The organism is Paenibacillus sp. JT31N17, assembly GCF_056269255.1.
This window is the reverse complement of record NZ_JBWDNP010000004.1, coordinates 380304-400851: the sequence shown is the minus strand read 5'-3', so window position 1 is coordinate 400851 and position 20548 is coordinate 380304. Positions and strand designations below refer to the sequence as shown.

The window sequence follows — 20548 nt, the reverse complement described above, 5'->3', positions numbered from 1 at the left end:
TAAGCTTTATCATGATATCGACCTATACGCTCTGATGAAGGAGACGAATATGCATGTGGTATAACTTGTACACCCCCGTCCATGTTCAGGATGGATATAGTGTCGCCTATATCCCCCCTGCTCCGGCAGGCCGGGATTGCGGCTGTGGCGGAGCACCGCGTGGAATGATGGGTAGCCCCGGTGGAGGCCTGCAATCCGGACCGGGACTATTCCCACCGGGACCAGGACCGTTTCCACCCGGACCGGGGCCATTCCCGCCGGGCCCAGGGCCGTTTCCACCCGGACCGGGACCATTCCCGCCGGGACCAGGGCCATTTCCACCCGGACCGGGACCGTTTCCGCCGGGGCCAGGGCCGTTTCCACCCGGACCGGGACCATTCCCGCCGGGACCGGGGCCGTTTCCACCCGGACCGGGACCATTTCCGCCGGGACCAGGACCATTTCCACCCGGACCGGGACCGTTCCCGCCAGGCCCAGGGCCGTTTCCTCCTGGACCAGGACCGTTTCCGCCCGGGCCGTGGCCAATTCCGATCCCTATCCCTATCCCGATTCCCGGGCCACCAATATTCCCTGGCTTCGTGACAGTGATCATTAATGGAGGACGTTTCTTTCCTCAGGTTACTCAGGCCTATACCGTGCGCCATTTTCCGGGGATGACTGTTTATCAGGCTCTGGCAGGGACAGGTGTTGTTCGTTTCAATAACTTTGGCCAGATTATCTTTGTCAGTGGCGTGGCTATAGCTGGTGATATTGGAACGATTCTGCGTCTGAATGGACGCCTGATTGCGGAATCCCAGCTCTATCTGCCCATACAGTCAGGGGATACAGTCGGACTCGAGCTCATTCTGACAGGCGCTGGCGCAGTCATACCGAGGAGCATCCAGGATGCGGGGACTGCATTGCCTTACAATTTGCAGCTGGAAAATAATTATGATCTCATCACCGACGATTCGGAAGATGACCTTTAAACAAGACGAAGGATGATTGGTCCGATTACTCCAAATCTCTTGCGTTGATTATGCTCCTTTGAAATTCCTTAAAGAGCCGGCTTCCACCGTCCATTTAGTGACGCAGCAACTTCACCTACAAGAGTTGATCATCCTCCCATGAGATGCCACCAAGAGTCGGCTTCGCCGTCACCTTGGTGGCGCAGCAACTTCACCTATAAGAAAGGAAATATAAACTTTCTTGTATTTAAATGAAGAAGGCCCGATAACAGCGTTATCATTGACGCCTGATCGGGCCTTCTATTTTCTCCCTGCGCTTAGTGGACGCTGGCTTCTTCTTTAATGGCCTTTAGCCGTTTCATCACATCATTGGCGCCACGGCCGAAGTAGTCGTGAAGCTGATTGTACTCCGCGTACAGCTTGTCATATACCGCGACGTTTGCCGGAATCGGCTTGAACGTCTCCTCCCTCACGCGGGCCATCGCGGCTGCCGCGTCGACAACATTATCGTAGCCGCCAGCTTCCGCACCGGCTGCCACAGCGCCGAACATGGCCGCCCCCAGCGCAGGCGTCTGCCGGGAGGCCGCGATTTTGATCTCGCGGTTGGTCACATCTGCGTAGATTTGCATGAGCAGACGGTTCTTTTGCGGGAGGCCCCCGCAGGCGTACAGCTCATCTACGGCCACACCGTTGCTGTGGAAGGCCTCCACGATTTTACGAGTGCCAAAAGCGGTCGCTTCCAGCAGTGCGCGATAGACTTCATAAGGCTTGGTCAGCAGGGTAAGACCAACCATCATCCCGGTCAGATCCGTATCGACAAGCACGGAACGATTGCCATTCCACCAGTCGAGCGCGAGCACGCCGGATTCGCCGACATTGAGCTCTGACGCTTTCTTTTCCAGCCATTCATGGATGCTGATGCCTTCCTGCTTGGCTGCCTCAACGGCATAGGCCGGAACCGCCTCATCCACATACCAGGCGAAAATATCGCCAACGGCTGATTGACCGGCTTCATAACCGTAATAGCCGGGGATGATGCCATCCTCGACAACGCCGCACATGCCTTCAACCTGCTTCTCTTCCGAGCCGAGCAGCATATGACAGATCGAGGTCCCCATGGCCATTACCAGCTTGCCGGGGGTGACAACGCCTACTGCGGGAACCGCTGCATGCGCATCGACATTGCCGACCGCAATTGCGATACCTGCGGTTAGGCCCATGCGCGCAGCCATATCCGCCGTCAGCGCGCCCGCTTTGGAGCCAAGCGGCAGAACATCGCCGCGGAGCTTCGTATCCGCAAGATTTTCCAGCCTTGGATCAAGCGCTTTATAGAACTCGCTGCTTGGATATCCATCCCGCTTGTGCCATATGGACTTGTATCCGGCTGTGCAGCTGTTGCGCACAATGTTTCCCGTCATCTGGCCGACAACCCAATCGGTAGCTTCCACGAATTTATCCGCAGCCTCATACATCTCCGGAGCTTCGTTCAGAATCTGCCATGACTTAGCCAGCATCCATTCGGAGGATATTTTGCCGCCGTAACGGGGGAGGAACAACTCGCCGCGGCTTGCCGCGATTTCATTAATAAGGTTCGCCTCATCCTGTGCCGCATGATGCTTCCACAGCTTCACCCAGCTGTGCGGATTGGCTTTGTACGCCTCATTGAAGCAGAGCGGCTGCCCCGCCACATCGATCGGCAGCATGGTGCATGCGGTAAAGTCGATGCCAAGACCGATGACCTCGCTTGCCGCAATACCGGATTCCTTCATAACGGCAGGCACCGACGTTGTCAGCACCTCGATATAGTCGGCCGGATGCTGCAGCGCCCAGTCATGCTCCAGCTTGAGACCAGACTCCGGCAATTTCTCATCAATAACGTTGTGACGGTAGGGCGTCACATGCTCGGCGATTTCCGCACCGTCGCTCAGACGCACCAACACCGCGCGGCCGGATTCCGTTCCATAGTCCACGCCAATTGCATATTTACTGCTCATGATTCAGGGATCCCCCTTTGAAATGTAGTCCTTGTAAACGATTACTTTTGTCCATAATAAGCATTTTTACCGTGCTTGCGCAAGTAATGGCGATCCAGCAAATGCTGATCCATCGGCTGTATATTCGGATTTAACTGGAAGGTGTGCAGCGCCATCTTGGCCGCTTCCTCCACGACAACCGCATTATGCACCGCATTATGCGGATCCTTCCCCCAGCAGAAGGGCGCATGGCTGTATACGAGCGCAGCCGGTACCTGATTGGGATCGATGCCGCCTTCAGTGAAGGTCTCAATAATGACGTTGCCTGTCTCCAGCTCATAAGAACCTTGAATTTCGGCTTCCGTCATTGGACGTGTACAAGGGATTTCACCGTAAAAATAATCCGCATGTGTCGTTCCAAGCGCGGGAATCGGCCGTCCGGCCTGCGCCCAGCTCGTGGCCCATGGAGAATGGGTATGCACGATCCCTCCAATGCCTTCAAAAGCGCGATACAAAGCGACATGCGTCGGTGTATCCGAAGAGGGCCGAAGATTCCCTTCAACAACATTCCCTTCCAGATCCACTATGACGATTTGCTCAGGCTTCAGCTCATCATAAGGAACACCGCTCGGCTTGATGGCTACAAGACCTCTCTCCCTGTCAATGCCGCTTACATTCCCCCAGGTAAAAGTGACAAGGCCATACTGGGGCAGCTCCATATTGGCTTCCCATACGGCTTGTTTTAAAGCATCCAGCATAAAATAGTTCTCCTTTCGCCGCATTCATCCCTAGCAGCGCGGCAGCTTGGCTATTTATTCAAATACCCGAAAATATGGTACCAAATATAATGGTGTTTCATTCGCTATTATTATAACTTGTACGTACAAGTGTGTCACGATTAATTTTTTATTTCTTCTCCAGCCGGGGCGGTAGACTCCCTTACAATTAATCGCGGTTCATATACAATATCCGCCTCCGGCCTGCGGCTGCCGCCTTGTCCCAACAGACGAATAAGCAGCTTCACTGCATCCTCACCCATCCGTGTCTTAGGATGCTCCAGTGTAGTCAGCTTCACTTCCGTTGCTGTAGCCAGTGTGGCATCATCAAATCCCACCATGGATAGATCCTCCGGCACCGTCAAGCCCTTTCCCCGCACCACATCAAGCAGCTTCACAGCCAGCTCGTCGTTATAGCAAACAATCGCCGTCGGACGCTCCCCGGCTGCTTGCCCAAGCAGCGCCGACAGCTCCACAGCAGGCTTGACCAGCTTCTCCTCGGTAGTATACCGGATGAGGTGCTCGGAACGCAGCGTCAGCTGATGCTCGCGCAAAGCACGCAGGAAACCGCGCATCCGGTAGATCCCCTGAAAATCGTCGGTCTTAAAAAATCCGGCAATCCGCCGGTGGCTGAGCTTGATCAAGTGCTCTGCCGCACGGAATCCGCCAAGCTCGTCGTCAACCTTCAGACACGGCGCATCCAGATCGCTGTATCGCTCGTTAAGCATAACAAACGGAATTCCTCTGGATTCCAGCGAAAGATAATAGTCCAAATTGGGGTTTCCCTCCGCACTCTTGGTCGGCTCGATGATCAATCCGCTTGGCTGCTGCTGCAGCATGGATTCCAGACTCTCCCGTTCCTTGTTCTTCTCATTGTCCGTGCTGGCCAGCAGCAGCCTGGCCCCATGCAGGCGAAGCGCCGATTCCACCCCGCGCACGATCGTCGGGAATATATAGTCGGAGATATGCGTCGTCATCAATCCGATGGTCAGCCCCTGCTGAGCCGGATGCTTGCCGGCAGTTGCAGACCCCGCGTCAGCTACGAATGTTCCTTTTCCCTGTGAGCGATAAAGCCAGCCCTCCGCTTCCAGTTCCCCAAGCGCCTGCCTGACAGTCTGGCGGCTCAGGCTGAACGTTGCGGCAATCTCGTTCTCCGAAGGAAGCTTGTCATGCGGCTTGAATTGTTCCGCCGTGATCCAGGTCAAAATCTCTTCCTTTAGTTGCATATACTTGGGCGGAAGCTGTTCCTTCACGCTGCACCTCGATTCCTGCATTCAGCTTGTATGCCTCATATTATATCATGCGCTTAACTTGTACGTACATACTCGCCGGGTGCCCCATTATTTTCAGTCTGCAAGATTGTTTTGACAACAAACCGGATTATCCCTAACATATGGATCACAGATATATAGAATTGAGATATACAACATAAGGGAGGTATGAACGATGCCCACAAACCAGGCTGATCTGGAGAATCAGACTGACGCCGAGATCAAGGCCAAGCAAACGGGAGCAAGTTATATCCGGCTGGCGCTGTTTTTGCTTGCAGCGGTCTTCGCCGTATGTGTCGTCATGCAGGTATTCCTGGCAGGAATGGCTTCATTCGTCGATTCATCGCATTGGCAGGATCACCGGTCGTTCGTTCACTATTTCGAAATGATCCCACTGGCTATGCTGGTATTAACCTTTATTGGCCCAACCGGCCGCGCCATCCGGTTTTTGGGATTTGGAATGGTCATTCTGATCATCATGCAGTACATAACGGCTCATATGGGAGGCCGGATTCCCGAGCTGGCCGCGCTTCATCCTGTGCTCGCTTTGCTGCTGTTCTGGATCTCGATGATCGCAGTCAAACGCGCCTTCAGCGCCTGGAGGAGCGGGCGGGTCTGATTCAATTTCCAGTTGTCTCCTGCCTGGCAGCTAAAGACGTACAAAAAAGCCGTCTGCCAAGGATCGTGCCCTGGGCAAACGGCTTATAAAGCGTTCCTTTTTTCGTCACCCAAAAAGCATCATACGTCTCAAGACTTTATGACGGTGTTGGGTCCACTTGCTGGCAATGAGAGAATCCGGTTACGGCGGGCGAAAAAAGTCAGGCTGCGCATGCGGAATCGTTCTTAACTTAATTGCAGGTTACAAGGTCGAATAACTGACACTCCGGCAGACTGCTTACCGCCTGCCCGCAGATAATCTTCTTTTAAAGCAGTTTATTATTTACTTCATTAATAAACCTCGCTTAGCGTACACCTGTCCCAAGGCGCTCGATCATAAATGCCCTTACCTCTTCCGAGAGATCTTCTCTTTCCAATGCCATATCAATCGTAGCCTGTACAAATCCCAGCTTATCGCCGACATCATGCCTCCGGCCCTGAAAGCGGAATGCGGTGAGCGGCGATTCCCAGTTCAGACGCTGCAGGCTGTCGGTGAGCTGAATCTCGCCGCCTTTGCCGGGCTCGGCCCGTTCCAGCAGCGCGAAGATTGCCGGATCAAGAATATATCGGCCTACTACTGCGAGATTGGACGGCGCTTCCCCGGGCAGCGGTTTTTCCACAAGTCCCCTGATACGGCCCTGCTCTGCTTCACGGTCCAGCTCGACAATACCGTATTTATGCGTCTGGTCCCACGGCACTTCCATAACGGCCACGACTGAGGAACCGTTCGTTTCGTAAACATCGATCATTTGCTTCAGGCAAGGCGGCTCAGACAGCAGAATGTCATCCCCAAGCAGCACTGCAAAGGGCTCGTCCCCCACAAAGCTGCGCGCACATAATACGGCATGTCCGAGTCCGAGCGGCTCGCGCTGGCGTGTGTAACAGATATCCGCCATATGCGAGATGCCTTTGACCAGATCCAGCATTTCGGCTTTGCCGTGCGCCTCAAGCTCAGCCTCCAGCTCCACCGACTTGTCAAAATGGTCCTCAATCGCCCGTTTGTTGCGGCCCGTCACAATCATGATGCTCTCGATTCCGGAGGCGACTGCTTCTTCTACAATATATTGTATGGCAGGCTTATCAATAAGCGGCAGCATTTCCTTAGGCTGTGCCTTGGTAGCGGGCAGAAACCGGGTACCCAGTCCCCCCGCCGGAATAATGGCCTTGCGTACGCGTCTTCCCATCAACATTTTCATATCCCCCATAAGCGTTATTTATACTACTTCCATAATACTCCCATTCGGACAATCGCACCATGGTAAAATAGGCATCAGGTCCCGGTTTGACATCCTTTCTGCCTCATGACACACTTGAAAACGATGGATACTTCCGCGTATTACTCGTATAAAGGAGGACTAATCATGCTGATTACCCGATCGCTGCGCACATCCCGGCACGATGAGATGATGGATATTACCCGCGAAATCGCAGCCATTGTCAGTCAAAAAGGGATAGAAAACGGCCTCGCCGTCATTTATTGCCCGCATACGACCGCCGGAATTACGATTCAGGAGAATGCCGATCCCGATGTGAAGCATGATGTGCTGATGCGGCTGGATGAGGTATACCCATGGGAGCACCCGAAATACCGGCATGCCGAAGGCAATACCGCCTCCCATCTGAAAGCCATGACGACCGGCACCTCGCAAACGGTCATTATCGCAGAGGGCCGGCTGCTTCTGGGAAGATGGCAGGGAATTTATTTCTGCGAATTCGACGGGCCTCGCTCACGCGAATATTATGTGAAGCTGATTGCAGACTGATAGCGCCCAACCACCAGGAACTCGACTGCCCCAGCGGCAGAAAGTGCCCGTCTTCTTGCAGCGCCAGACCCGCAAGCCGGCCAGCTATTTTTGATGCACAAGATCCATGAAACAAGGCCATAACAACCCTAAACACGCAGCGCTGACGGCATTCCTCCATCTCATAAGAGCTGGAAATGACCGCCTGCAGATTGCGTGTTTTTCATTATTTCAAATTGCTATTGACAACTTTCCTTATTTATAATAATTTTAATGTAGAAATAATTATCGATATGGTTCAAGGAGAATCGGCTTGGTTAATGAGAGGAGAGAAACGATATGGAAAACATCACAATAGTAGGTACCGGGCCAGCCGGATTAACGGCTGCCATCTATCTTGCACGCGCCGGCTTCAGCCCGTTGGTTCTGGAAGGACCGCAGCCGGGGGGACAGCTGACTACAACTACAGAGGTCGAGAATTACCCCGGCTTCCAGGACGGCATCCTCGGTTCCGAGCTGATGTCCAATATGCGCAAACAGGCGCAGCGGTTCGGGGCGCGTTTTCAGACCGGCTGGGTGGATGAGGCGGATCTCTCCGAGAGACCCTATAAATTGAAGCTGGAGAACGGCAGTGAAATTTTTACGAAATCTGTGGTTATTTCCACCGGCGCTTCGGCAAAATATATGGGAGTGCCCGGAGAACGCGACAACGTTGGCCGAGGAGTCAGCACCTGTGCGACTTGTGACGGATTTTTCTTCCGCGGCAAAAAAATTATTGTTGTCGGCGGTGGCGATTCCGCTATGGAGGAAGCATCCTTCCTGACCCGGTTCGCATCCGAGGTCAGACTGGTTCACAGACGCGACGAGCTTCGTGCTTCGAAAATCATGCAGGACCGGGCCAGAGCCAATGACAAAATTGTGTGGAGCCTGAATGTAACTCCACAGGAGGTAGTTGCGGGAGATCAGGGGTTGAGCGGACTTCGCGTTCATGATAATACAACTGGCGAAGATGTGCTGCTTGAAGCGGACGGCGTATTTGTAGCGATTGGCCATACGCCGAACACCGCTTTTCTGGGCGGGCAGGTCACGACCGATGATCAAGGCTACATCGTAGTTCAGCCGGGAACGTCGAAAACCAATCTGCCGGGCGTATTCGCCTGCGGGGATGTTCAGGACCGCCATTACCGCCAAGCCATTACCGCCGCGGGCAGCGGATGTATGGCTGCGCTGGATGCCGAACGGTTCCTGGAAGATGCGGATGCAGCTTTAATGAGCTCGGATCTGGAGCTCGTTGCGCAGGAAATCGCCTTCGGAGACTGAGCAGCTTTAGCATATTGCCCCTTAACTTAAGCGTTGATAATTTTCCGGCAAGGCCGGAGGTTCATCAAATAGATAAGAGAAATCAACTTTTAAGGAGCGTGTTTTCAATGACGAAGCTGCATGATATTTTAAACAAGCAAATTTCCACCTGGAGCGTTCTTTATGTGAAACTGCATAATTTCCACTGGTATGTGAAGGGCAACCAATTCTTCACCTTGCACGTGAAATTTCAGGAGCTGTACGAGGAAGCGACATTGGTCGTGGATGATTTTGCCGAGCGCCTGCTGGCGTTGGAGGGCAAACCTGTAGCTACGATGACGGAACATCTGAAGCTCTCCAGCGTCAAGGAGGCTACCGGCAAAGAAGAAGCGACCCAGATGGTCGATTCGCTCATTGATGACTTTACCGTAGTCGCCGGCGAGCTTAAGGAAGGCATGGAGGAAGCCGAGAAAAAAGGCGACGAAACGACGGCCGATATGCTGCTTGCCGTTCATAAATCGCTGGAAAAGCATCTGTGGATGCTGAAGGCTTTCAACGGCCGTTAATCCTTTCAACCCTTCGCGAAGAAGGCTTGATCCCCTTGTTCTTCTTAACAGCTAAGAAGAAGCTATTGTCCACATATAGCGGGAAGAAAGCTTCTTCACCTTATGGAATACAAGCCATGCACAGACCAAAATAAAATACTTACTTCTATTATAATAGGAATGAAGCGCCCTGTTTCCGGAATCGAGGAGACGGGCGCTTTTTCATTCTTACGCTTTAATGTACACTCAGAGCCGGCTCCGGCTGCGCCCATTTAGCATGAAGCACGATAACACCCGGAAAAACAGTACTGTCGGAGCGATAGGACCTACGCCCCACTCTCTCCTTGTCTGCCAGCAGTTCTCTTCCTCCGCTAAAAAGCGACAGGAAGGGTGGCTAACCCCTGCGAGCTCAGCGTGAAGCTCCAGACCACACTTTCTCGAGGGATATTGAGCCGCAGGTCAGGCATCCGCTTCAGCAGGGTGGTAAACGCAATATCTCCCTCCAAGCGGGCCAGAGGCGCCCCCAAACACATATGGATGCCTTGTCCGAAGGCGAGATGACGATTGATGGTGCGCGTAATATCCAGCTCCTCCGACTGCGTAAACTGGTGCTCATCCCGATTCGCTGATTTCAAAACGGGAATGACGACATCACCCTTCCTGATCTGCTGCCCGGCGAACTCGATATCTTCAGTGGCATAACGCGGTCCCGCGATGGTGGCAGGCCCATTGAAGCGCAGCAGTTCTTCGACGGCCGAAGGAACCAGACTGGGGTTGGCTTTGAGCTTCTCCAGCTGCTCGGGATGATCCAGCAACGTGAAGGTGCCTGTTGCGATCAGGTTCGAGGTTGTCTCGTGGCCGGCAAAGATCAATAAGGTGATCATCGAGATCAGTTCTGCCTTGCTGAGCCGATCCCCCTCCTCTTCGATCGCGACCAACTGGCTGATCAAGTGTCCATCAGGATGGCGGCGCTTGTCGTCCACAAGCTGCGCGGTATATTCGCCGAAGGCGCGCATTTGCTCCTCGACCCCCGGCTCTCTCCTTCCGAGGCCCAGGCCGTGCGCGATCGTCGCGGACCAGGCATGGATCTGTTCCCGGTCTGCTTCAGGTACCCCGAGCATGTCGGAAATGACGTTGATCGGCAATGGATAGGCATAGTCCTTGACGAGGTCCATCTCGCCTTGAGCCTGCACCCGCTCAAGCAATTCGTCAGCAATCTCCTGTACGCGAGGGCGCAAGCTTTCCATATATTTGGGCGTGAAGACTCTGGACACCAACCTGCGCAGCCGGCGGTGATCGGGTTCATCGACAGAGAGCATGGATTTTCCGGTAAAGAAGGTAGGGGGAGCGGATGGATCCGCATTGACGCCAATTGATTGCCTGATGTCGCTGTGGCCGTCGATGGTGCTCGCATCTACAGTAAAGCGGGCATGATCCTTGAGTATCTGCGCCGCCTCTTCCATACGCGTGACCATCCAGGCTTGGCGGTCGGTTCCGCCCAGCGGAAACGGGATAGAAATAACGGGTCCCATAGCCCGCATCTGCGCGAAAACCGAAAACGGGTTTTCATCGCTTTCACCGCTAAACAGGCTGAGTGCTGCCTTCTTGGATACGCTTTGATCCGAATTATTCATGATAACCATCCTTTCTCAAGAACCCTTTGCTTTTTTAAAAAAACGGGGATTGAGCTTTCAAAGTCACATGTCTGGATGCCGAATTCAAGATAGAGAACCACGCAGCCCGTCCAGAAATAACCTCAACGGCGGAATCAATACAGCGTTTTCACTATCTTACATTGTCAATTGCCTCTGTACAAAGTATAATGTCACTGAGTGACAAATGTCAATGAAGGAAGAAATGATATGGATAACATAGAATCTTTACAATACGAGGAAACACAGCAAGCGGGCTTGCGGGAGCGCAAGAAGCGTCAGGCTCAGGCAGCGATTGAAGAAGCAGCACTCCGGCTCTTTCAGGAAAAGGGTTACGAACAAACCTCTATCCAGGATATTGCCGATGCGGTCACGATGTCTCCACGCACCTTCTTTCGCTATTTTGCGTCCAAAGAGGAGATTCTCTCCGGGCTCATTCGTACAATACAGCGTGATGGTATCTGCTCCCTCTATCACGTTGAGTCAACGGCATCGCCGCATAATGCGCTGCGGGAGCTCTTTGGCTGTCTTGCCAGCCGGTATCAGCAGCAGCGAACCGGTCTTTTAATCCGATATCAGATCGCAATGCAGACCCCTTCGATCGCTTCCTTGTTTCTGTATGCCCTGCTGGAAACAGAGCCTGCCATCTGTGACGCGCTTTGCTCCCGCCTCGAACCTGCGGCAGACCGCAATGAGATGCGCTTCCTGGTGGCCATCTATATGGCTTCATTGCGTGTCGCCATAGGGGAGTGGCTGGAATATGAGGACAAGCTTGATCTTGTCTCCCGGCTGTACGGGCATCTGGACTACTTTTTGACCATACCCCTTGGGAACAAACAAATGAAATGATGTGAATGATTTATCACCTTAACGATCATTGAGCGGCCTGCCGCTCCTGAACGGCAGGAAGCAGGCTCACGCCATGGGCTTCGGGCAAACGGGCAGCGAGCGGGCAGCCTTCGGGCATGGCGGTGATCAGCAGCGACTGTCCGGTCCGAGGTCCTTACGGAGCAAATCGAACATGTGCAGAACTCGCAGAATATAGGGCAATAAGATCCAAACAAAAAAAACTTGCCCCGATAGAACTATCGAAGCAAGTTTTTTTATGGTCAACGGCACACACTCCAATAAACCTTTTGGGTTTATTTTTTCTTGCTCTGCGCGATCCGCTCATCCAGCTCATTTAAGTAAGTCCAACGATCCATCAAGTGCTCCAGCTTGGCTTCCAGCTCCTGCCGCTGGGCAATCAGCAGCTGCAGCTGGGCCGAATCGCTGGATGCCGCTTCCATCTTGTCCGTTGTTGCTTCCAGCTCCAGCTCCGCTTTCGCGATATCCTCGTCGATTGTTTCGAATTCCCGCTGCTCCTTGAACGACATCTTGAGCGGCCGTCCGGAACCGCCCTCATGGGAGGATTCACTGGCCGGACTGCCGCCCTTGTCAGGCTCCGGCTGCCCGCCGCTCTTCACTTCCTCTCCATCCGAACCGCTGCCGCGTCTAGCTCTTCCCTCCGCGGATACTCCGCCGCTGCGGCCAGTCCCCGATCCGCCAGCCGCCGCGGCGACCTGCTCGTAATCGGAGAAATTGCCGACATGCTGGGTAATGACGCCGTCACCCTCAAAGGCAAAGATGCGGTCGACGGTGCGGTCCAGGAAATACCGGTCATGGGAGACCACGAAGACAACACCGGGAAAGTCATCCAGATAATCCTCCAGCACGGTTAAGGTGCTGATATCCAGATCATTGGTCGGCTCATCAAGCAGCAGCACATTGGGCGCTTCCATCAGCACGCGCAGCAGCTGCAGCCTCCGCTTCTCTCCGCCCGAGAGCTTGGCGATCGGCGTCCACTGCTGGGCGGGAGGAAAGAGGAACCGCTCCAGCATCTGCGAGGCGCTTACGGTTGAACCATCCCCTGTCGTCACGCGTTCCGCGCTTTCGCGGATATATTCGATGACGCGCAGCTGATCGTTCATCTCCTCCCGCTCCTGCGAGAATACGCCGAGCCGAACCGTGGCTCCCAGCGATACCACTCCGCTATCCGGCTCAAGCTTGCCGGCAATCAGCTTCAGCAGCGTCGACTTGCCGAGCCCGTTGCGGCCCACAATTCCCACCCGGTCCTCCGGAACGGCAATATAACTGAAGTCGCGAATCACTGTCCTGCCTTCGAACGATTTGTTCAGCTTCTCCAGCTCGATAATTTTCTTGCCCAGCCGCGAGGACGCGACGGACACCTCAAGCTTGCCATTCGCTTTCTCCGGCGCAGCATCCTGCAGGGCCTCGAAGCGCTGAATGCGCGCCTGCTGCTTGGTCGAGCGGGCCTTGGCACCCCGGCGCATCCATGCCAGCTCATTGCGCAGCAGATTTTTCCGTTTGGATTCCGTTGCCGCCTCCCGCTCCTCGCGGTCGAGCTTCAGCTCCAGAAATTGGCTGTAATTCGCCGTGTAGAAGTACGCCTTGCCCCGGTCCAGCTCCAGCGTCCGGTTGCTGACACGATCAAGGAAATACCGGTCATGGGTAATCATCAAGAGTGCGCCCTTGCGCTTCTGAAGCATGCCCTCCAGCCAGGCAACGGATTCGTTGTCGATGTGGTTGGTCGGTTCATCCAGCAGCAGCACATCGGCAGGCTGCACAAGAGCGGCCGCCATGGCGACGCGTTTGCGCTGACCGCCGGACAAGGTGCCCAGCCGCACATCGAACCTCGCAATGCCAAGCTTGGTCAGCGCAGTCTTCGCTTCGCTCTCCAGCGTCCATGCATCCAGCTCATCCATCCGCTGGTTGGCCCGTACCAGCTGCTCCTGCAGGCCGCTGTCTCCGGGCATCTGCTCCAGCGCATGAAGCGCCTGGATCGAAGCGCGGACGGCGCGCATCTGCTCCGAATCGCCACTCAACACATGCTCCAGCACCGTAAGCTCCGGATCGAATACCGGGTTCTGCGAGAGCATCTGCACAGTAGCCCCGCCGGCAACAAGAATAGAGCCCGAATCAGGGGGCTCTATTCCTGCAACAACATTCAGAAAAGTCGACTTGCCGGTGCCGTTCACACCGATAATCCCGATCTTGTCGCCTGTCTCAACGCCAAACGACACATCATCAAACAATATTTTCTCACCATAGCTTTTGGCAATGTGATCAATCGTTAATACATGCATACCTTAATCCCGCCTAACATGGAGTCGATCGCAAAGAATACACGCATGTGCATTCCCTGTCCTCTATCCACTTTAAACGATAAGCTAAGCTTCAATCAAATCTTTCTTTGAATAGGCGGCCGCGGACTGCTCCGCCTTGAAGGCGATCGCGGCCATCGTACGCACCGCTTCCACCGGATAAATGCCTGAAGCCGTCTCCCCGGAGAGCATCACCGCATCGGTTCCGTCCCATACCGCATTGGCTACGTCGCAAGCCTCAGCGCGTGTCGGACGCGGTTGGCTTTGCATGGATTCCAGCATTTGCGTCGCCGTAATGACGAATTTGCCCGCTTTGTTGCAAGCGCCGATCATCAGCTTCTGGGCAACCGGAACATCCTCGAGCGGAATCTCCACGCCCAGATCGCCGCGCGCCACCATAATCCCGTCGGAAGCCTCGATAATGGCCTGCAGCTCCTCAAGCCCTTCCTGGTTTTCGATTTTGGAGACGATCTGAATATGTCCGGCGCCCTGCTCAGCCAGCATCCGCTTCACCTCAAGCACATCCTCGGCGCGGCGCACGAAGGACATGGCGATCATTTCCACATTCATTTCAACGCCGAACCGGATATGCAGCTTGTCACGTTCCGTTACGCCCGGCAGACTTGTGCGGATACCCGGCAAGTTGACGCCTTTGCGGGATTTGATGATGCCGCCGTTCTTGATGACGCATTCGACCTCGGAGCCTTTAACGGAGACAACCCGCAGCTCAATCAGACCGTCGTCAATCATGATGCGCGAGCCCGGCGTCACATCCTGCGTCAAATCATACGAGACGGAGATCCGTTTGTCCGTGCCGGTGATCTGCTCTGTCGTCAAGGTCAGCGCTTCTCCGGTCTTCAGCAGATAGGAGGGCTCCTGCAGCAAGCCTGTGCGGATTTCCGGCCCTTTGATATCCAGCATCGTGGCGATCGGCATATTCAATTTCCGGGCAACCGAGCGCACTCTCTCAATACGTTCGCGGTGATCGTTCAGCTCGCCATGCGCCAAATTCAGCCTGGCAACGTTCATGCCCGCTTGAATCATCTCTCCCAAAAGCTCATCGGTATTGCAAGCCGGTCCCATTGTACATACAATTGTTGTTTTTTTCATCCGTGTCACTCTCTCTCCTTGTATATATCTCTATTCTTCTATTATAGAAGAACCCTTGCGGCAAGAGGACTCACTATAGTACAGTAATTGTATTATAGTACGACAGAAACCGGTGATAAGCATGTTCCACATCTTTGAGATCTCACAGGACCGGGGAATTCCGGCAAGAGAAAGAAGGCCGATCGGCAGTGACTGCTACACGCTGATCTGGGTGCGCTTCGGGCAATGCAACTATGAATACAGGGGCAGCATCGCGCTCTGCCGCAAGAACGAGCTGCTGCTGATCCCCGCAGGCGTGCCCGCCGCCGAGCTGCGCGGAGCCGGCGGTATTCGCGAGAGTATCACGGTCCGGTTCAGTCCGGCCAGCAGCGGGGCAGCAGGCCAGCTTCCCCTGCTCGCGCGGAGGGAGCCGCTGCGTTGGATGACGCATATGCCGGAGCTGCTGCTGGATAAGCTGCTCCAGCTGGCCGAGCACTGGAGCGAGCGCGATCCTTATTTTAGCGTGATGTGCGGCGCTTTGCTGACCGAGTTGATCGTGACCGTCAACCGCGAGGTCGATGAAGGGGAGCAGGCTCCCTCCTCCATCCGGCATATTGAACGTATGAAGCATTATATTGAAGACCAGTACCGCAGCCATATTACCAAGATTGAATTGGGTGCCTGCATCGGCGTCAGTCCCAATTATGCGGCGGCATTGTTCCGCAAAATGACGGGGCTGACAATCAGCGAATATGTCCACCTCAAGCGGATGAAAACCGCCCAGTTTATGCTGCTGCACTCGCAGCTGTCGGTGCAGGATATATCCGAGCATCTGGGCTACAGCGATCCTTCTTATTTTAACCGCGTGTTCAAACGGATCGTCGGCAAGCTGCCCTCCGTGCTCCTCGCCGAGAGGGATGGAACAGGAAGAGAATAATCTTAAGGAGGACGAGTACTTGAAAAACAAACCGAACATCCTGCTGATTACAAGCGATCAGCAGCATTGGAACACACTAGGTGCCTTTAACCATGAAATTTCCACCCCCAATCTGGATCGGCTGATCAGAGAAGGCACTACCTTCAAGAACGCCTATTGCCCCAACCCGACCTGCACCCCGAGCCGCGCCTCCATCCTGACCGGCAAATACCCGAGCCAGCATGGAGCATGGACTTTGGGAACGAAGCTCCCGGAGGATCAGGATACGATCACGAATAACCTGGGCAAGGCAGGATATAAAACAGGGCTGATCGGCAAGGCTCATTTTCAGCAGCTTGTTTCCACCGAAGACTATCCGTCCCTGGAATCATACCCGCTCATACATAATCAGGAATTCTGGAAGCAATTCAACGGCCCCTTCTACGGCTTCGACCACGTGGAGCTGACGCGGAATCATACCAACGAGGCCCATGCAGGGCAGCATTACGCCCTCTGGCTGGAGCAGCAGGGCTGCGCCAACTGGCGGGACTATTTCCTGCCCCCAACCGGAACGATGGATTCCTCCATTACCTACAAATGGCCGATTCCGGAGGAGTACCACTACAATACTTGGATTGCGGAGCGCACGAATGCCAGGCTGGAGCAGCATGCCGGAAGCGACGAGAGCTTCTTCCTCTGGTCCAGCTTCTTCGATCCCCATCCGGAATACCTTGTTCCGGAGCCGTGGGATACCCTGTATGACCCTGACAAGCTGACGATCCCGTCTATTTATCCCGGCGAGCATGACCGCAACCCGCCTCATTTTGCCAAGACCCAGGAGGAAGCGCCCGACTTCTCGGACCTTCGCGAAACCGGCTTCGGCATTCACGGCTATCGCTCCCATCTGCATTATGGATACGGGACGGATTTCCCATTAACGGATGAGCATCGCAAAAAGCTGGTGGCTGTCTATTACGGAATGATCAGCATGATGGACAAATACATCGGGCGCATTCTGGATAAACTGGATGAGCTTGGGCTCACCGACAATACGATTGTTGTCTTCACCACGGATCATGGACATTTCTTCGGCCAGCACGGCCTGCAGTTCAAGGGCGGATTTCATTATGAGGATCTGATCAAGCTTCCGTTCATCGTCCGGTATCCCGGCCATGTACCTGCAGGGCAATCCTCCCATGCCATACAGTCGCTGGTCGACCTCGCCCCTACCTTCCTGTCCTTCAGCGGACTTGCGGTTCCTCTCCCCATGACAGGAGTCGATCAGCGGGAGGTGTGGCTCGGCCAGCAGGCAAAAGCGAGAGACCATGCTATTGTGGAGTTCCGGCATGAACCTACCACCATCCATCAGAAAACCTATATCAATGAACGCTACAAAATAACCGTTTATTACAATCAGACTTACGGCGAGCTGTTTGACCTGAAGGAGGATCCCGGAGAAATTCATAATCTGTGGAATGAACCGGAGCATGAAGCCTTGAAGCAGCAGCTGCTGCTCCAATATATATGGGCCGAGCTTGGCAAGGAGCCGCTGGCCATGCCGAGGATCGCCCATGCCTAGAAGACCGGCGATAAGCCGGCGGAGCAGGCGAATATTAGTCTGCAATAAGCATTCGCCTTTTGTATCCGCGCGCGGCATCAAGCCGGCATCTAAGGTGTATTTGATATTTGATAGCAGCCGCTAAACGGCGTATTGGCCTGATTCAAAAAAATTCCCGTATCCAAGATGGCGGTCATCCGCTGAAGCAGCGGAAAGCTTGCCATCCGGTACGGGAATTTTGCTTGTCATTACAGCTTGAAGCGGTGGGCCAGCTCCTGCATTTCCTTGGACATACCGCTTAGTGATTCAGCGGAAGCGCCAATCTCCTCCATTGCGGCCAACTGCTTCTCCGTAGAATCGGAAATGCCGTGAGCGAGTGTATTGCTTTGCTCCGATATACGGTCTATTTCCTGCAGCGAGGCGGCAATTTCCTGCGAGCTCGCGGACATCTGCTCTGCGGCGGCCGAGCTCTCCTGCACCTGATCCACAACACTTTGCGTCGCATCCAGAATCCGTGTCAGCGCTTCGCTGGTATGCTGGATCGACCTTGTTCCCTCCCGGACTTCCCGCTCGCCCTTCTCCATTACAACACCCGCTTGTCCGATATCGCCCTGGATCGTTTGAATCAACTCCGCGACCTGCTGCGCCGATTCCTTGGAACGCTCGGCCAGCTTCTTGACCTCACCCGCCACGACCGCAAAGCCCTTGCCCTGCTCGCCAGCGCGCGCCGCCTCTATGGAAGCGTTCAGCGAGAGCAAATTCGTCTGCGTCGACAAGTCAGTGATAACCTCAACGATCTCGCCGATCTGGTGCGAGCGCTCACCGAGCCTGGTCACGATGACAGCCAGCTCATCGACCGTCATATTCACAGCTGCAATCTGCTCCGTGCTTTGCTCCAGAAGCAGATTGCCCTGCCGGGCCTCTTCCAGCGTCAAGGTCGAAGACTCGAATGCCGCGGCAGAGGTCGAGGCCACACGCTGAATGCCTGATGCCATCTCTTCCATCGCCATCGAGCTCTCCTTGATGCTTCGCGCCTGCATTTCGCTGCTTGTCGCGCTTCTTAGCACCGATTCGGCGATATGATCCGTCGCCTGTGTCGTCTGCTCAATCGCATCGCTTAATTCCCGGGAGGAAGCCGACAAAGAATCCGAGCCCTTCAGCAGCCCCGAAGCCAGCTGCCGCAGATTGTTATACATCGCCTCGAACGAAGAAGCGAGCTCACCCAGCTCGTCCTTGTTGCCTACCTTCAGGTCTGCTGTCCGCAGATCTCCGGTTGAGAACACTCTGGCCTGTGCAGCGAGCTTTCGAACCGGCCTGGAGATATGGCGGGCAAACAGTGTCATGACAACAACGCCCGCTACCCAGCAGCACAACAGCGTAATAATAATCGTATCGCGGATATGCTTTTGGCCGCTGTTATAATCCTGCATATAAGACCCCGCCGCAATAATCCAGCCCCATTCGGGACTTGCCTCGGCGTAGACGATTTTCTCCGCCTCCTTGGCAGAATTCGGGAGCGGCCACATGAAGGTCGAGAATCCTCCGCCGCTCAGTCCCTTCTGGATCATATCTTTTATGTAAAAGAATCCGTCGCTCGTTTGCTTCTCGGCTATATTCTGGCCTTCCAGCAGGGGATGAGCCAATAAGTGCCCGTTCTCATTAAGGACAAAAAAATAACCGTTCTCCCCCATATCGATATTGGCGTTAATCGGCCGCGTATCGCCTTCCTTCGGCCCCAGCAGCAGCTGCTTCATGTTCTCCTCAGCTTCTTCCTGGGTCATGCCGCCTTGTTTCACCTGCTGTGACAAGGCCTCCGTCATTTCAATAGCCATGTGGACGCTATTGCTCAGGTTTTTTTTAATCAACAAATCCGCTTCCTTGAACGAAACCTGATAACTGATAATGCCCAGCACAAGAACAGGAGTCAGCAGGAGCAGCAGCGAAACCAGAATTAATTTGACCCGAATCGATAAGTTCCTTTTTTTCTTTATCGGAATCATGATATTCTCCTCCTAATGGACGATATATAGATCTCATGTCCTATATATTACTATTTATTTCGATTAATTTCGATATTTTTCGCTATAATATGGTTAGAAACCATATTATTTTGGCGCGAATGCGGGAACAAGCTGCGGCGGCTCATGAAAAACGGCTTGAAAAGCGCAGGCTCAGCTGCGTTTTTCAAACCGTTTTTTAGGATATTAAACAATTAATTCACGGAGGTCGCCCACAATCCGGACAGGCTTATGAATCGCGTCCTCAGGTTTACCACCTCTCCGGTTGAGCCATATCGCGCGCCAGCCGGCAGCCGTTGAAGCTGTGACATCATTCACCCAGGCATCGCCGATGTACAGGCAGTTTGCCGGAGGCTGCCCGATGATGCGGCTGATATGATGAAATACCTCCGGGTCCGGCTTCGCGATTCCCAGTGCATCGGATACAAAGATCCGATCCTCCGGGATCATAAGATCCAGCTCCAATGCCCGGATTTTACCCCATTGATGCCCGTAAGGCCCATTGGTCATAATGCCCGTATCGATTCCCTTCCGCTGCAGGGCTCCGATAAGCTCCGCCGCTCCGCCGGACAGGCTGATATGGTGCTGCCGGTGTTCATAGTCTCTCTGCAGCAGCGAAGCTTGCTCATTATCCAGTCCGAGCCCCAGCTCATCGAAGGCAAGGGTAAGCCGCTGAATTCTGACATCCTCAAGACTGAGCTCCCCCGCCTTGTACTTGTCCCATAAGCGGTCGCTGTAATGCCGTACCCTGCGAAATAAAGTTTCCGCTGCTGGTTCCGCCATTTCCAATTGCGGCAGCGTATGATGCACCGCATCGCGAAACGGCTGCATCTGATCATACAGCGTATCATCAAGATCAAAGAACACCGCCTTGATCCCCCGTAAAGCTGTTTCCATTGCCTGTTCTCCTTCTTCCTGCACTGACTGAGTACATTATACAG

General features: G+C 54.2%; 16 protein-coding genes and 1 pseudogene. 8 read left to right on the top strand and 9 right to left on the bottom strand.

The genetic code is table 11. The features are described from left to right. Positions 1-584: 584 nt before the first annotated feature. Complete coding sequence (locus AC0YOB_RS17395; RefSeq protein WP_475793851.1) at positions 585-968, top strand: hypothetical protein; 384 nt, start codon at positions 585-587, stop codon at positions 966-968. Positions 969-1264: 296 nt separating this feature from the next. Here AC0YOB_RS17395 and AC0YOB_RS17390 read toward each other — a convergent pair whose 3' ends face one another. The 3 genes from AC0YOB_RS17390 to AC0YOB_RS17380 all read right to left on the bottom strand — a co-directional run bounded on the left by AC0YOB_RS17390 (position 1265) and on the right by AC0YOB_RS17380 (position 4949). Continuing rightward, a complete protein-coding gene (locus AC0YOB_RS17390) occupies positions 1265-2941 on the bottom strand; it encodes a ribulokinase (RefSeq protein WP_475793850.1) in 1677 nt (558 codons plus the stop codon). A 41-nt stretch (positions 2942-2982) separates the two neighbouring features. Next, positions 2983-3678, bottom strand: coding sequence for an L-ribulose-5-phosphate 4-epimerase (araD, locus tag AC0YOB_RS17385; RefSeq protein WP_475793849.1), 696 nt, complete (start codon positions 3676-3678; stop codon positions 2983-2985). Between the two features lie 140 nt (positions 3679-3818). Then, a complete protein-coding gene (locus tag AC0YOB_RS17380) occupies positions 3819-4949 on the bottom strand; it encodes a substrate-binding domain-containing protein (protein ID WP_475793933.1) in 1131 nt (376 codons plus the stop codon). Between the two features lie 193 nt (positions 4950-5142). Here AC0YOB_RS17380 and AC0YOB_RS17375 point away from each other — a divergent pair, with 193 nt between their 5' ends. Continuing rightward, positions 5143-5586, top strand: coding sequence for a DUF6220 domain-containing protein (locus AC0YOB_RS17375; RefSeq protein ID WP_475793848.1), 444 nt, complete (start codon positions 5143-5145; stop codon positions 5584-5586). A 343-nt stretch (positions 5587-5929) separates the two neighbouring features. Here AC0YOB_RS17375 and galU read toward each other — a convergent pair whose 3' ends face one another. Then, positions 5930-6814, bottom strand: a complete 885-nt coding sequence (gene galU / locus AC0YOB_RS17370; RefSeq protein WP_475793847.1) for a UTP--glucose-1-phosphate uridylyltransferase GalU — start codon at positions 6812-6814, stop codon at positions 5930-5932. A gap of 171 nt (positions 6815-6985) precedes the next feature. On the opposite strand from galU, the gene AC0YOB_RS17365 reads away from it, so the two are divergent. From AC0YOB_RS17365 to AC0YOB_RS17355, 3 genes are all read left to right on the top strand, one after another. After that, positions 6986-7387 carry a secondary thiamine-phosphate synthase enzyme YjbQ gene (locus tag AC0YOB_RS17365; protein WP_475793846.1) on the top strand — a complete coding sequence of 134 codons (402 nt, stop codon included), beginning with the start codon at positions 6986-6988 and terminating at the stop codon, positions 7385-7387. Positions 7388-7705: 318 nt separating this feature from the next. Further along, a complete protein-coding gene (gene trxB, locus AC0YOB_RS17360; RefSeq protein ID WP_475793845.1) occupies positions 7706-8686 on the top strand; it encodes a thioredoxin-disulfide reductase in 981 nt (326 codons plus the stop codon). 107 nt (positions 8687-8793) lie between these two features. Beyond that, positions 8794-9231, top strand: coding sequence for a Dps family protein (locus AC0YOB_RS17355; RefSeq protein ID WP_210042798.1), 438 nt, complete (start codon positions 8794-8796; stop codon positions 9229-9231). Positions 9232-9581: 350 nt separating this feature from the next. On the opposite strand, the gene AC0YOB_RS17350 is transcribed toward AC0YOB_RS17355, so the two are convergent. After that, entirely contained in the window at positions 9582-10844 is a 1263-nt protein-coding gene (locus AC0YOB_RS17350) for a cytochrome P450 family protein (RefSeq protein WP_475793844.1), read from the bottom strand. 228 nt (positions 10845-11072) lie between these two features. Here AC0YOB_RS17350 and AC0YOB_RS17345 point away from each other — a divergent pair, with 228 nt between their 5' ends. Then, positions 11073-11711, top strand: coding sequence for a TetR/AcrR family transcriptional regulator (locus AC0YOB_RS17345; protein WP_475793843.1), 639 nt, complete (start codon positions 11073-11075; stop codon positions 11709-11711). Between the two features lie 293 nt (positions 11712-12004). Here AC0YOB_RS17345 and AC0YOB_RS17340 read toward each other — a convergent pair whose 3' ends face one another. Together AC0YOB_RS17340 and pyk are read right to left on the bottom strand one after the other, a co-directional pair. After that, positions 12005-14008 (bottom strand): ABC-F family ATP-binding cassette domain-containing protein, encoded by a 2004-nt coding sequence (locus AC0YOB_RS17340; RefSeq protein ID WP_475793842.1) that lies wholly within the window; start codon positions 14006-14008, stop codon positions 12005-12007. A 96-nt stretch (positions 14009-14104) separates the two neighbouring features. Next, positions 14105-15136 (bottom strand): annotated as a pseudogene (pyk, locus tag AC0YOB_RS17335) (pyruvate kinase); the annotation flags it as partial. A gap of 121 nt (positions 15137-15257) precedes the next feature. Between pyk and AC0YOB_RS17330 the strand changes: the two are divergent. Then, the gene (locus AC0YOB_RS17330; RefSeq protein ID WP_475793841.1) at positions 15258-16052 is read left to right on the top strand and encodes a helix-turn-helix transcriptional regulator; all 795 of its coding nucleotides are present in this window, start codon (positions 15258-15260) and stop codon (positions 16050-16052) included. A 19-nt stretch (positions 16053-16071) separates the two neighbouring features. Beyond that, entirely contained in the window at positions 16072-17610 is a 1539-nt protein-coding gene (locus tag AC0YOB_RS17325; RefSeq protein WP_475793840.1) for a sulfatase family protein, read from the top strand. A 227-nt stretch (positions 17611-17837) separates the two neighbouring features. Here the strand turns inward: AC0YOB_RS17325 and AC0YOB_RS17320 are convergent, their stop codons facing one another. After that, entirely contained in the window at positions 17838-19589 is a 1752-nt protein-coding gene (locus AC0YOB_RS17320) for a methyl-accepting chemotaxis protein (protein WP_475793839.1), read from the bottom strand. Between the two features lie 204 nt (positions 19590-19793). After that, a complete protein-coding gene (locus tag AC0YOB_RS17315) occupies positions 19794-20504 on the bottom strand; it encodes an HAD family hydrolase (RefSeq protein ID WP_475793838.1) in 711 nt (236 codons plus the stop codon). Positions 20505-20548: the final 44 nt, after the last annotated feature.